Origin of the sequence: Streptomyces tauricus (assembly GCF_014650955.1) — a bacterium.
Lineage (GTDB): Bacteria > Actinomycetota > Actinomycetes > Streptomycetales > Streptomycetaceae > Streptomyces > Streptomyces tauricus.
In genome coordinates this window covers 490,760-503,502 of sequence record NZ_BMVY01000001.1, presented here as the reverse complement: position 1 = coordinate 503,502, position 12,743 = coordinate 490,760, and the positions used below count along the sequence as shown (strand labels likewise).

The 12,743-nt window shown below is 69.3% G+C and carries 12 protein-coding genes; 6 read left to right on the top strand and 6 right to left on the bottom strand.

Annotated elements, in window-relative coordinates; genetic code table 11:
- Positions 1-87: 87 nt before the first annotated feature.
- Positions 88-1,188 carry a hypothetical protein gene (locus IE278_RS01925; RefSeq protein ID WP_189768033.1) on the bottom strand — a complete coding sequence of 367 codons (1,101 nt, stop codon included), beginning with the start codon at positions 1,186-1,188 and terminating at the stop codon, positions 88-90.
- A 326-nt stretch (positions 1,189-1,514) separates the two neighbouring features.
- Between IE278_RS01925 and IE278_RS01920 the strand changes: the two genes are divergently transcribed.
- The 3 genes from IE278_RS01920 to IE278_RS01910 are packed head-to-tail and all read left to right on the top strand — an operon-like array spanning position 1,515 to position 5,578.
- The gene (locus IE278_RS01920; protein ID WP_189768031.1) at positions 1,515-3,224 is read left to right on the top strand and encodes a thiamine pyrophosphate-binding protein; all 1,710 of its coding nucleotides are present in this window, start codon (positions 1,515-1,517) and stop codon (positions 3,222-3,224) included.
- 27 nt (positions 3,225-3,251) lie between these two features.
- Entirely contained in the window at positions 3,252-4,238 is a 987-nt protein-coding gene (locus IE278_RS01915; RefSeq protein ID WP_189768029.1) for a patatin-like phospholipase family protein, read from the top strand.
- Positions 4,235-5,578, top strand: a complete 1,344-nt coding sequence (locus IE278_RS01910) for a glycosylhydrolase-like jelly roll fold domain-containing protein (RefSeq protein ID WP_189768027.1) — start codon at positions 4,235-4,237, stop codon at positions 5,576-5,578. Before IE278_RS01915 ends, IE278_RS01910 begins: the two co-directional genes overlap by 4 nt.
- Positions 5,579-5,843: 265 nt before the next feature.
- Here IE278_RS01910 and IE278_RS01905 read toward each other — a convergent pair whose 3' ends face one another.
- On the bottom strand, positions 5,844-6,458 hold the full coding sequence (locus IE278_RS01905) for a DUF6000 family protein (protein WP_189768025.1): 615 nt from the start codon (positions 6,456-6,458) through the stop codon (positions 5,844-5,846).
- 337 nt (positions 6,459-6,795) lie between these two features.
- Here IE278_RS01905 and IE278_RS42040 point away from each other — a divergent pair, with 337 nt between their 5' ends.
- Entirely contained in the window at positions 6,796-7,173 is a 378-nt protein-coding gene (locus tag IE278_RS42040; RefSeq protein ID WP_246569706.1) for a hypothetical protein, read from the top strand.
- A 36-nt stretch (positions 7,174-7,209) separates the two neighbouring features.
- On the top strand, positions 7,210-7,728 hold the full coding sequence (locus IE278_RS42035) for a hypothetical protein (protein ID WP_246569703.1): 519 nt from the start codon (positions 7,210-7,212) through the stop codon (positions 7,726-7,728).
- 127 nt (positions 7,729-7,855) lie between these two features.
- On the opposite strand, the gene IE278_RS01895 is transcribed toward IE278_RS42035, so the two are convergent.
- Both IE278_RS01895 and IE278_RS01890 read right to left on the bottom strand, forming a co-directional pair.
- Positions 7,856-8,428 carry a YrhB domain-containing protein gene (locus tag IE278_RS01895; RefSeq protein WP_189768023.1) on the bottom strand — a complete coding sequence of 191 codons (573 nt, stop codon included), beginning with the start codon at positions 8,426-8,428 and terminating at the stop codon, positions 7,856-7,858.
- Positions 8,429-8,619: 191 nt separating this feature from the next.
- Positions 8,620-9,090: a MarR family winged helix-turn-helix transcriptional regulator gene (locus IE278_RS01890; protein WP_189768021.1), complete on the bottom strand. Its 471-nt coding sequence runs from the start codon at positions 9,088-9,090 to the stop codon at positions 8,620-8,622.
- An 87-nt stretch (positions 9,091-9,177) separates the two neighbouring features.
- Between IE278_RS01890 and IE278_RS01885 the strand changes: the two genes are divergently transcribed.
- Positions 9,178-9,546 carry a VOC family protein gene (locus tag IE278_RS01885; protein ID WP_189768019.1) on the top strand — a complete coding sequence of 123 codons (369 nt, stop codon included), beginning with the start codon at positions 9,178-9,180 and terminating at the stop codon, positions 9,544-9,546.
- A 165-nt stretch (positions 9,547-9,711) separates the two neighbouring features.
- Here the strand turns inward: IE278_RS01885 and IE278_RS01880 are convergent, their stop codons facing one another.
- Positions 9,712-12,066 (bottom strand): NACHT domain-containing protein, encoded by a 2,355-nt coding sequence (locus tag IE278_RS01880; RefSeq protein ID WP_189768017.1) that lies wholly within the window; start codon positions 12,064-12,066, stop codon positions 9,712-9,714.
- 148 nt (positions 12,067-12,214) lie between these two features.
- Entirely contained in the window at positions 12,215-12,601 is a 387-nt protein-coding gene (locus IE278_RS01875) for a hypothetical protein (RefSeq protein ID WP_189768015.1), read from the bottom strand.
- Positions 12,602-12,743: the final 142 nt, after the last annotated feature.

Below are 12,743 nucleotides of genomic sequence, written 5' to 3'. Positions count from 1 at the left end.
TGGTCACCGGTCGCCGTCGGCCCGCGTCGGCAGAACGGCCGAACGTGCTCGGCGCGCGTGGGAGGTGCGCGCCGGCTGGAAGCGCTGCTAGGTGGTCCAGAGGTGCAGGGCGTTCTCGGTGGCGGAGGTGGTGTACCAGGTGCCGTCGCCGAGGGCCCTCGGCATGCCGGGGACCTCGAAGGGATAGACGAGCCGGTCGGTCGGTCGCATACGGGCCGCGTCGACGAGCCAGTGCCGGCCCGTGCCGAACTCCTCGTCGCTCTCCACCGTCCCCACCACGACGGTGTCCTCGTCGAGGAAGCCGCCCTCGTAGTCGAAGAACGCCTCTGCCTCGTCGTCCTCGAAGGATGCGAACTCCTCGGTTTCCAGCGCGGGATGGGGTGGGAGTGCGGTGGCGGACAGTTCAGCTTCCACCGTGCCGTCGGCCACCCGGTGGAGGGCCACGGTGTCCTGGTCGTGAGTGACGGTGAGCAGACGGTCTCCGCTGGGGCTCACCGCCAGCAGGACGCGGTCCTCGTCGCCGAAGCTGTCGACGGCGAGGGTGTGGCCGTTCCAGCGTCCCCAGCGGAGCGGAGCGCCGTCCTGTCCCTCACCGATGGTCAGGCCCATCTGGCCGGGGTCCGGATGCCCTATGTGCTCGGAACCCGCCGCTGCCGTATGCGTCGCCGCGCGGGCGAGCACCGTACCGTCCTGTGCGGCGACGACCAGCCACTCGTCCGCCCCACGGCCCCGGTCGACGGCCAGGGGACCGCGGACGTGCGCCCACACCAGTGCCCCGTCCGCGGAGAAACCGGCCGAGCCGCTGCCGACGTACCGATGGTCTCGCTCGTCGGCGTACTCGGTGAAGGACTCGTGCCCCGCGCAGCCTGCCCAGCACTCGTGCCGTACCTCCCACCGGACGTTTCCCGCCCGGTCCAGAAGCTGGAGCGCATGGAGCCCGGCGAAGACGGCCAGATCGCCGGCGGGCGACACCGCGCAGTGCCCGTACCGGCGTGGCCAGGGAGCCGGAAAGCGGGCGGTCTCGGCCCCGGCCCCCGGCTCGTCGAGGTGCTGCACGATCAGCTCCGTGTCACCGCGCTGTACGAGCAGCCGCGTTCCGGCTCGCCGCTCCAGGCGGGGGGCGTCGTCGGCTCCGGAGAAAGCCAGAGGGGCGGCGATGGTGGTCACGAGTCGGGCGAGGTGCGGCACGAGGGCTCCGAGAGACGGGGATCTTCTTGCCGGGACCCTACGACAGGCCACTGACAAGGCCGCAGGCCAGGGAGTTGCCTGGCGCAGACCCGGCCGTGATCGCCTTACGAGTCCCCGTCTGAAGACCGATCCTCCGTGCGGCGGTCCCCGGCTCCCTGACCCCCGGCCCTCGGCCCTCGGCCCTCGGCCCTCGGCCGTCAAGGAGTGGCCGGTTCTCACACGTGGAGCCTCGCGGTCCTCAATTACGCTGCACATTCCGAGAACGGACAGAACGTAAGGAAGATCGCAAGACGGACATGGGGCGGGTCGAGACGGGGGAGGGTTCCATGAAGGTCTACGAGGCCATCGTCAAAGGGCTGGAAGGAATCGGGGTGAAGACCGCCTTCGGCGGCGCCGGGGAGAGCGTGGCCGACCTGATGCTGGCTCTGGAGGAGTCGCGACGGATCCGGACGGTCATCACCCGTAACGAGCAGGCCGCGTCCTTCATGGCCTGTGGTGAGGCCATGTACACGGACCGGCTGGGCTTCTGCTTCGCGACAGCGGGGCCGGGCGCGTTCAACCTGATATCAGGGCTGGGCGTGGCGATGACCGACTCCTATCCGGTGCTGGCCGTCTCGGGCTACGCACGGCTGGAGTGGGAGGGGTGGGGGGCGCTCAACGAGACCTCCGGGCTGCGCCGCACGGCCGACTCGAAGGCCGTGTTCGCGGCCACGACCAAGAAGTCGTTCCTGCTCACCGACGCGTCCGACACGTGTGACGTCCTGGAGGAAGCGGTCAACATCGCCCTGGAGGGGCGGCCCGGCCCGGTGCACATCCAGGTGGCCGGCGATCTGAACGAGCGCGGCGTCGAGGTCAAGAACTTCCGGCCCCTGCGGCTCGACGTGGCGCCGGTGCTGCCCGACCCGGCGCGGGTGGAGGAGATCTCGTCGGTGCTGGCGGACGCGCTCGGGCAGCGGAAGAGGATCGTGCTGCTCGCCGGCTTCGGCGCGGTGCGCAGCGGTGCCGGGCCCGAGATCAGGCGGCTGATCGAGCGGTTCCAGATCCCCTTAATCACGACGTTGGACGGCAAGGGCATCGTGTCGGAAGGGCATCCGCTCGCCGTGGGCGTCTTCGCCGACAGCGGTCACTCCAGCGCCTGGAAGGTCTTCCGTGAGGCCGATGTCGTCCTGGCCGTCGGGAACTCCTTCAACCAGCACGCCACCTTCGACTTCCGCGGCGACCTGTTCGAGGGCAAGAAGCTCATCCATGTGAACATCGACGGGGACGAGTTCGAGAAGAGGTACCGGGCCGAGCACACCCTGGTGTCCGACGCCCGCCCGGCGGTGGCGGCACTCGTCGACGCGCTGGAGCGGCGGGTCGACGAGGTGCCGCAGGCCGAGGTCGAGGGCCAGGACTACGAGGCCCGGCGGATCGTCCGGCTGCCCGGGAAGCTCCATCCCGGTCAACTCGCGCAGGCCATCGGCCGGATGCTGCCGCCACAGGGGATCCTGCTGGGCGACGCGGGCGCGCACACGGCCTGGCTCGGCTACTACGTGGAGCTGGACGACGGGCAGCACTTCCGTAAGGCCGGTTCCTTCGGGCCGATGGCCGGAGCCGTCAACAGCGCCATCGGCGTGCAGCTCGCACACCCGGGACGGACCGTCGTCGTCGGCTGCGGCGACGGGTGTTACGCGATGAGCGGGTTCGAGCTGATGACCGCCGTCGAGCACGAGATCCCTGTCATCTGGGTCATCTTCAACGACGAGGAATTCAAGCTGATCAAGCTCTATCAGCTGTCCCAGCACGGGGAGTCCGGCCTGACCGGGTTCCGCAACCCGGACTACGCGGCGTACGCGCGCGCCTGCGGCGCGGACGGCTACCGGGTGGACACGCTCGACGAGTTCGAGGACGCGTTCCGCAGGGCACTGGGCTCCGGCCGCCCCACGCTCATCGACGCCCACATCACCCGGTGGGCCGTTCCGCACTACAGCCCTTCACCCGACGGCGTGATCGCCGGTCTGGTGGAGGCCGTCGAGGAACGCCTCCGGGACGACTGAGAAGAACCGAACCAGAAGGGGGGAGCCATGTCCAACGCGGATCTGGTTCTGGAAGGCGGCGGGGTACGCGGTCTGGGCACCGCGGGTGCGGTGATCCGGCTGCTGGAGGAGGGATACACCTTCCAGCGCGTGGCCGGCACCTCGGTGGGTGCCGTCGCGGCGGCCTTCGTGGCGGCCGGCATGGACGCCGAAGAACTGCGCACGGTCATGGAAGAGCTGGAACTGAGGCTGATACCCGACCGGGAACGGCTCGGAAGGCGGCTGGTGCCAGGCGTGCCGATGCTGAGCGAAGGCGTTTCACTGCTCCGCCGGCACGGGGCCTACCAGGGGGCCTGGATCCACAACTGGATAAAGACCGTCCTCGCCACGAAGAAGGTCACCACCTTCGCCGACCTGCGACGCGAGGACAGCGGTGACTCCGAGGGGCTGACGGAGGACCAGAAGTACAAGCTGGTGGTGACGGCCACCGACGTCACACGCGGCCGGCTGCTGCGGCTCCCCTGGGACTACCACCTCTACGGCCTGAAGCCGGAAGATCAGTTGGTGGCCGACGCCGTACGGATGTCGCTGTCGATCCCCTTCTACTTCCAGCCGCGCACCCTCACCCACGGTGACACCGGCCAGGATTCGGTGATCGTCGACGGTGGGGTGCTGTCCAACTTCCCCGTCGAGATCTTCGACCGCACCGACGGAGCGAAGAGCCGCTGGCGGACGATCGGGGTACGCATCCTGCCCGATCTGCCCGCGGGTATGGCCCAGTTGTTCTCACTCCCGGCCCTGAAGCTGTTCCCGTTGCTGCAACTGCTCCAGCAGGTCGTCACGACCGCCGTCGTGGGCAACGACCAGAGCCACCTGGACCGCCCGGGGATACGGGACCGGACCATCACCGTCGACCTCCCGGCCCTCGGTGTCACCGACTTCGGCCTGAACCTGACCCAACGGCAGGAGGCCGTCAGCCGCGGCTGGGCCGCGGCCGACGCGTACGTACGGCGGTGCCCGACAGACCCGGAGTGACGCCGCTCCTTGACCTGCCCAACGCCACCGTCACGAACGGGCGACTGGCCGCGAACGGCCCCGCCTACCAGGCCCTCGTCCTGGACAGCGAGCAGCTGCCCACCTCCGCGCCCTTCCGGAGCAGCATTCCGGTGGCCACCGCGAAGAAGATCCTCTCCTTCGCCAGGTCCGGACTCCCGGTGGTCGTGGTGGGTACGGCGCCCGGCACCGTTCCCGGCCTCGACGCCGAGGGCGACAAGGTTCTCCAGCCCGTGATCGCGTCCCTGCTCAAGCAGAAGTCGGTGCACGTCGTGAAGTCCGAGGCCGCGGTGCCGGGCCTGCTGCGGCGGCTGGGCATCCGGCCGTCGGCCGAGCCGGCCTCCCCCGGGCCGATCGTCTCGGTCCACCGCTCCGACGCCGACACCGACTTCTACTGGCTGTACAACCAGGGCTCGGTCACCCAGGACGACGAACCCGCCACCCTCTTCGACCCCAACACCTCGGCCAAGCCGGTCGACACCGAGGTCACCTTGCAGGGCCGCGGTGTCCCCTACCTGCTCAACACCTGGACCGGCGCCGTCACCCCGATCGCCCAGTACACGACGAAGGGGGACAGCGTCACCGTGCGCGTGTCGCTGGCCGGGGACGACAGCCAGGTCATCGCCCTCACCGACAACCCGAACCGGTTCGCGGGCACCCGTTCCAACACCGGGCACGGCCTGCACGTGGTGTCCACCACCGCCGACGCGGCCACGGTCCGGGCCGACGGAAGCCTCGCCGTGGAGGCAGCGAAGGCCGGTACCTACACCACGCGGCTGAGCAACGGCCGCACCGTACGGACTACCACGTCCTCCCCCGGTTCGGCGATCGACCTGACCACCCGCTCATGGAGCCTGCACGTCCAGGACTGGCAACCCGCGGCGCCCTACGGCACCACCGGCTCAGCAGGGACGAAGACCGGCAAGGAGCCCGTCCACGTCGACATCGACCGGCTCACGCCCTGGACCGACATCCCGCAGCTGAAGAACACCTCCGGCACCGGGACCTACACCACGACCGTCACCCTGCCCACCACCTGGAAGAAGGGCACCGGCGCGCGGCTCGACCTGGGTCAGGTCACCGACTGCTACACCCTCACGGTCAACGGCAGCAAAGTCCCCACCGTCAACCAGTTGAACGCGACGGCGGACATCGGCGCCTATCTGCACGCCGGCAAGAACACCGTCACCATCCGGGTCTCCACCACCCTCATCAACCGACTGCGCACGCTCTCCAGCGCACTGTCCACGCGCGCCGCACAGGCCAACGGTCTCGTCGGCCCGGTCACGCTGACCCCGTACAGCATCACCAGGGTCGGCTGACCCCGTCCTCGCGGCTGGCGGTGCACACGACCGGTCCGCACCATCGATGTGCACCCCAACGCCGGTCAGTACGACCGTGAACCGACCGCTCCGACGCCGCACCCGCCTGACACCGGGGGCGGGCCTACTGGCTGCTGAGCCTCACGGCCACGGCTCTGCCCACGCTCATCGTCTTCGGTGTCTTCTAGCGAACCTTTGCAGGGTCACGTCCGACCGGGACCGGGTGACGGGGATGGCCTGGAGAGGGACGGACCGCTGACATGACTCATTGCGCTTCGGCACACTCGTCGACGACAGCGCAAAGTCGTCGCATCAGGCTCAAGTAGGTGACGACACTCGTGGTGCACGACATGTGCGCCGCGTCCTGGAGCCACTGTTGCCACAAGCCGTCGGGGCCGAGGAAACGGGCAGTCCGGTCGCCTTGCAGATTGAGGTCGATGAACAGGAAAGCGCCCATGGCCACGGGCTGGTCGTACGCGAGGTCGGGGCGGCGAAGGTAACGGTCGAGGTAGGCGCTCAGCAGCTCGGCGTCGCGCGGTGTCCCGAAACCGGCCAGGGCCACGCAATAGGCAAGTCCGGTACAGCAGACCTCGCCGGCCAGCAGGAGCTCCCCGAGGCGTTCACGGAACCCGGTCCGGCGGGAGACAGCCACGAGCCATGCCGCGGTTCTCCGTTCGCGCCATCCGCCCTCAAGGAGGGTGGCGATCTCATCCGCGGTGATGAGTTCCGCGTCCTCGCGGAGGTCTCGTAGGAACTGGTCGTACTCAGGACTCTGCATACGCAGCAAGCTGCCGCTGAGTTTCCAGTAGCGTCGCTCGGGCGTGACGTAGCGGCGTACCAGGGCCCGCAGCTCGGGATCCTCGTGGGCATGGCGTATCACGGGACGATCTTGCCCTGCTGGTGTGGAGCGAGGCCAGCCCTGTCCTGCGTCTCGCCCTGTTCCAAGCACATCGGAGCGTAGGAAGTACTTACGTCGGCGGCCACCTGGATGGCAGGCTGGGAGACATGATCAAAAGAATCGAGTCCTCCGCCCGCCTGTGAGCGAGGCGCCCGGGCCTCGGCTGCCCGGTACCCCGACCTCGCTGTTCCAGCATGCGCTCAGGCTTCACCGTCTGACGCCTGACCAACCTCTGCCGCGCCTCGGGGCGTTGCCTGATGCGGTACGCCGTCGCCGCAGGGCAGGGTCGGCACGACGGCGTGACCACACGCGCGTCGGAGTGGACGCCGCTGCCGTTCTCGACGGGTTCTTCGCCGATCCAGGCACCTCGCCGCGCGAGCTGGCCGCCAGTCTTGACGGTGTCCATGTGCCGGTCCGCGGCGACAAGCACGTCACCGCCGCCGTCCTGAGAGCACCGGCGGCCAGGGCCCGGGATTCCGGGCGGTGGCTGGTGCGACACGGGTACGACGCCGACGCCGACGCCGTCGCCCTCGGACTGGCTCTGCTCGCCGAGGTCGCCACGGTGGACGACATCCCCAGAATCCAGACGGTCAGCCTCTTCTCCAACGACTTCGGACCTCTCGCCGTACGGGCCCTCGAACGCCTGCCGGACAGTGTGGACGCGCTGATCTGGCTCGCGGAGCGAGTGACGTCCTGAGGCCGGGTGCACGCGGTGGAGGCGCTGTGCCGACATGTGGACGATCACCCGGCCATCCGGCCATGGTTGCTGCGGCGAGCCGCCGACGGCGACTTCCTCAACAGCTACTTCGCCCACCTCGTCGCCCGAGCCGCCGGACTCCCCGAGGCCATCGCGGAGCCCGGGGCCGACGCTGAACTCGTGGACCACACAGGGCGAATCCTCCATGTGATGACGTACTGCGAGGGCATGGGCACATCTCTTCGCCACTACCCGCGGGCGGTCGAGGTGATGGAGGCTCACGTGAGGCACCTCGAAGCGCTCGCGCCGACGTCCGAGCGCCATTTCGCCGCAGCGACGGTCGCCGCCTACCTGACGAAGGAGACACCCCTGTGGTCCGACGACACCGAACTCCACGCTCGGTGGCACCGGCTACGGACGTCATACCTCGCCCTGACCGACCGCACGGCCTGGTGTCACGCGGCGCGAAAGGCTTTCGCCGCAACGGACAGCCGGATGACATGGCTCTCGAACCACGGGCCATCGGAACTCAACCTACGGGCCTTCGCCGACTGAGGGTCGAAAGCGGGAGCGGAGGGATAGCGCACTTCAGAGGTAGGGGCTCTCCCTCGCCCCGGTGAGGGGGCGACGTACCGGCAGAACGGCACTTGTGGTGACCCGACTTGGGGACAGCGGGTCCGCCTCAGCCAGTCTCGTCCGGTACACCGGGGTGAATGGTTTTGACGGCCAGTACCGGGTCGAGAGGTTCCACGAGTTCCTGGGTGGCCACGGCGGTGAGATGTGGCGCCGGTGCGGTGCCGTTCAGCACGGCATCCGCGTACGCGATGGCCTGCGCCGGCGACAGTAGCGGCAGTCTCTGGCGCAGGGACCGGACAGCGTGCATGCGTCCACGGGCAGCGGCGACTTCTCGTATCTCATCGTGGAGGTCGTCTACCGCGGTTCGTACGGGCAACCCCCGTATCCGCGCCCGGTAGTCGTCCTCCCACGCTCCCGTCATGGCGGAGACGGGGCCGATCCGGTGCAGTCCTCCGTCGACGCGGTCGACCAGGTACGGCTCGTTGCCGGCCAGCCTGTGCTCCGAGTTCCGGGTGCGTACGAACTCCTCGGAGTCATAGGCGACGATCCACACCAACTCGTGTTCCTCGACATGGACCACCACCATGCGCATCACGGGCGCCCTCGCACTCCGCCATGCCTGACAGTCGCGCTCCAGCTGCTCTTCGACAGCCTGCACCGCGGCCTCTCGACTGATCATGCGTGCAGCATCCCGTACAGGACGCCTACCCGCCCAGCGAACTGGCCCGGCGCGGGGTGACGACAGCTGAGAGGCTCGGACGGTCGGGTCCGCACTCCGTTCGGCAAGGAGCCGCTGAACGCGCAGCGGGTGTTCAAGAGCTTCCCGAGGGGTGCCTGCGGAGTTCCTGACCTCGCTCCCCGAGGAACGAGCTACGCGCCGCCGTTGCCGTTGGTGCCTCCGTTGCCGTCGCGCAGGGAATGAATCATGCTCCGCAGGCTCCGGAACGCGCCCGACTGCTCGACCTCGGTCATGCCGGCCAGCATCCTGACCTCGACGGACCGGACCGCGACGGTCGCCTTCTCAAGGCTGCGTCGGCCGCTCGGCGTGAGCCGCGTGGGGAGAACCTTCCCGACGGGTGCCTCCGCGGGCCGGGTCACGTAACCCTCTCGTTCCAGGGTCTGGAGCAGCACGTTCATCGACTGCCGTGTGACGAACGCGCCCCGCGCGAGCTCGGAGTTCGACAGGCCCGGCCGCTGGGCCAGCAGTTCGAGGCAGGAGTAGTGCGTCACGCTCATCCCGAGCGGCCGCAGCACCTCCTCCATGGCCGCGCGGAGGACGCTCGACGCCTCCTTGAGCAGGTAGCCCAGAGAAGTCTCCAGGTCGATGCCGTCTTGATTCATGTCAGCATTCTGACATAGGTTGACGTGTGTCAGAAAGCTGACACGAAGGCCACCCGACCAAGCGACTCCAGAAGAAGGAGCATCATCATGCCCGCCACCGGCCCCGACTTCATCTCGCTCCAGGCGCGCGACCTCGACGCGTCGCAGGCGTTCTACGAGCAGTACCTCGGCCTCGTCCGCTCGCAGGCCGGGCCTCCGCACGCCGTCGTCTTCGAAACGAAGCCGATCGCGTTCGCACTCCGCGCCATCGTTCCCGGCACCGATCTCGCGTCCGTCGCCCAGCCCGGCATCGGTGTTGCGATCTGGCTGCACGCCACCGATGTCCAGGCCATTCACGATGCTCTCGTCGCCGACGGTCACACCATCGTCTCCGCGCCGATCGACGGCCCCTTCGGCCGGACCTTCACCTTCGCCGACCCCGACGGCTACCAGGTCACGCTCCACGACCGCGTCTGACAACCGGTGCCATTCCACGGCTGTCCGAGCGGCGCCGCGCGACAGTCTGGGACCGCAGGGACGGCCGGGCCAGGTCACCGGCTCCCTGGGACGACGCCAGCCGCTCAGCCGTACGTGGTGACGTGTGTTGCAACGACCACCGTGCGCTTGCCCTCAGCCATGACCTCAGCCCAGTGATCGCGACGGAGCGTCCGGAGGCGAAGCCGCATCTACCTGCGGAGCGGATGTCGTACGAGGATGAGGCAGGCGTGCTCCGTCGGCCAGGCGGTCTCGCAGGCGGGCATGGCGGAACTGGTAGGTGGGTCCTACCTGGCGCAGAACACCGAGGCGGTGGGCGTCGGCCAGGAATGACTGGAGCCTCCACGGCAGTCGGCCCCGGGCTGCCAGCAGGATGCGCGCCGCGATGTAGTACGGCCAGGCGCAGGCGGCCAGGGCGAGCAACAGGCCGACGGGGCCCACGAAAGGAAGTTTGTACCAGAGGTACCCGACCAGGGACACGGCAAGGCTCACATCGGGGAGGGCTCCCGCGACGCTCAGCACCAGCGGGACGTCGGGCAGAGTGATCAGCAACGCTCCTGCGGCGCCTGTCAGCAGGGAGATGAGCCGGTCGGCCCGTACCGAAGAGGCCGCTGTGGTGAGTTCGTCCGGGGACACGGTGTGCCGCGTCCAGCGCAGCAGTGCTTGTACCGTGCCGAAGAAGCACCCCGTCGTCAGGCCGTACGTCCAGGCGTCCCATGGAGGGATGGAGTCCGCCGATACTTCAGCCGGGAACCACGGCGGCACGGTGAAGACATGCAGGGTGAGTGCGGAGCCGGTGAGGACTGCGGTGCCGGCGACGGTGAGCAGAGCCCGGGGCAGCCGGTGACGCCAGTGAAGTGTGCCGAGACCACCTCGGCTGGGCGTGTGCGGCGGTGCCGGAATTCCGGCGGTGTAGAGGACCGCCAGGTAGGAGAGCCCGTAGAGGCTGCTGGCCAGCACAAGGTATTCGACCCCGGCCCAGACGCTGATATCGGCCATGCGCACCACGGACTTCGGAGCGGAGTGGGCCACATAGCCGCACCCGGCGATCAGCAGCACCGCCCGCAGCGCTCCGGCCCGTGTGTGCGGCCCGGCCGCCCTCCACGCCGCGACGCGGACCATGGCCACCATGGCCAGAGCCACTGCGCCGCTGTACGAGAACACGACTTCCAGCGGCCAGCCCGAGAGTCCGGGGGTTCTGAGACGGTCAGCCAGGTAGGCCGCCCAGACGAGGGTGAACGCGGCAAGAGCCGACAGCGCGGCACGGCTCCAGGCATGGGCCAGCGGTGTCCAGCGGTAGAGCTGCCACCAGGCCAGGTCCTGGGTGTCCTGGCGACGCAGGCCTACGGCGAGCTGGGTGAGGTAGCCCTGAGCGCGGGCCCGGTCCCAGCGGCGGGCAGCGGGCCCCAGGCGGTGGGCACGCGCATACAGGGCGGGGACCAGGGCATCCAGCAGATGGTGCTCGATGGTCGCGGTGGTCGGAAAGCGGTCGTGGTCGGCGAGCTCGGACGGGTCGCCATCGGCGTCGGCGTACACGGATCGGGCGAGCCCCACCATCAAAGGGCTGGCCAGGGCCCGGGCCGGTGGCCCGCCGGGGTGCCGGGACACGTGCTGGGCGAGCTCGTCCCATCGCTCCTGGCGGGGTCCGGGTGAGGTGGCCAGGCGCAGCAGGTCGAAGGCGTCGGCGGGACGCACCTCGGCGGGCTCGATGACAGCCGCACCGGCCAGGACGCCCGCTTCGGCGACCGCAGCGGTGTAGGCGGCGGTGCGACAGGTCAGAACCAAGGGCGTGTGGGCGTCCAGGGAGTCATTGAGTGCGGTCAGGACAGCGGCATGGGCCGGTACGGGGAGTTCGTCCAGCCCGTCGAGCACGGGAAGGACCTGGTGTCCGGCGAGGAGGTCGCGGATCGCGGTCGGCCCATAGGCCTCGGCGTCGGCGAGCGCCGGGTAGTCGGCCGCGATCCGGCGGCTCAGCCAGTCGTGAGCACTCTCGCGGGCCGGGTCGTAGGAGGCGAATGACAGCAGCACCGGCACCGGATCGCCCTCTTCCCGGGTGCGCAACAGTCCGAGCGTGAGGAGCACGGCGAACGTGGTCTTGCCCGACCCTCCAGGTCCCAGTGCGACGAGTCGGCCTCTGGGCAGCGCCCGGTAGGCCGAGGTCAGTTCGCCCAGCCGGTCCGCACAGCAGGAGAAGGGGGCACCGATCAGTCGGCGGTGGTCGCCCACTCCGACCTCAAGGCAGTCGGACCACACCACAGGCATCGGAGCGGGGTCGAACAGTTGCCTGAGTGTCGCCTCCTCCTGCCACTGCCGTCCCACCAGACGCGCGAGGACCGCCGCGGCATCCGCCAGCTGCCCGGTACTCGAATGTCCCCTCCTCGGATCGCGACGCCATACCCACACCGCCAGCACTCCGTAAAGCCCGACGACGGCCGCCACCACGGAACTCACCGTCGCGGCGGTGCTCTCGTCCCACCTGCGCCACATCAACGCGAGCGCCACAGCAACAGCCGCGCACAACACCCAGGCCACAGCCCATCGCCGACGCATTCCGTCCCCCGCTCCATGGCCACGACCGACGCCCGATCCAACGAGCCGGCAACGCGGTGGAAACGGTGGCTGACCGCCCGCTGATGGTCGACGGCAGTGCTCAAATCGCCTGGCGCGGCCCGATCAGTGCACGGTCAGTGCACGCACTGATCCCGCACTCCGCCGCCAAGAGCACCGCACCTGGCGGCAGTTCTGGCGGAGGGCAACCGGTCACCCGCAGGCATGCCTCGGGAGAGCCCTCCACCGGCGGGTGTACGAGGGTGGGTTCGCTCAGCCCGGTGATGGCACCCGCGAGATGTACCTTCGCCGTCCGCACGCCGTCGGGGAGACGGCCCGCCATGACGCCGAAGGCCGCCGTGTCCCCGCCGACGGCGACACACTCGCGAACCTCGAAACGCCAGTGCGTGGCCTCGTCGGCCAGCAATGACCTGCCCCTCTTACCCAGCCCGACGAGGAAATCGGTGCGCTCTCGCAGACGGCCGGCCATGGTGCACCAGAGGGGGACCCGGACGATTCCACCACCGCCGAGCTACGAGCCGGCCGCCTCGGCCTGTACCAGGTTCGCCGCGCCGGTAATACCGGGGACGGCTCGGATGGCGTCCCAATCCACGGTGTCGATCTCGTCCACA

Excerpts from the sequence above, each read along its gene's own strand:
- IE278_RS01915 (WP_189768029.1), top strand. The coding sequence starts at position 3,252 with ATGTCCAACGCGGATCTGGTTCTGGAAGGCGGCGGGGTACGCGGTCTG.
- IE278_RS01895 (WP_189768023.1), bottom strand. The coding sequence starts at position 8,428 with ATGATCAGTCGAGAGGCCGCGGTGCAGGCTGTCGAAGAGCAGCTGGAG.
- IE278_RS01875 (WP_189768015.1), bottom strand. The coding sequence starts at position 12,601 with ATGGCCGGCCGTCTGCGAGAGCGCACCGATTTCCTCGTCGGGCTGGGT.
- IE278_RS01890 (WP_189768021.1), bottom strand. The coding sequence starts at position 9,090 with ATGAATCAAGACGGCATCGACCTGGAGACTTCTCTGGGCTACCTGCTC.
- IE278_RS01885 (WP_189768019.1), top strand. The coding sequence starts at position 9,178 with ATGCCCGCCACCGGCCCCGACTTCATCTCGCTCCAGGCGCGCGACCTC.
- IE278_RS01920 (WP_189768031.1), top strand. The coding sequence starts at position 1,515 with ATGAAGGTCTACGAGGCCATCGTCAAAGGGCTGGAAGGAATCGGGGTG.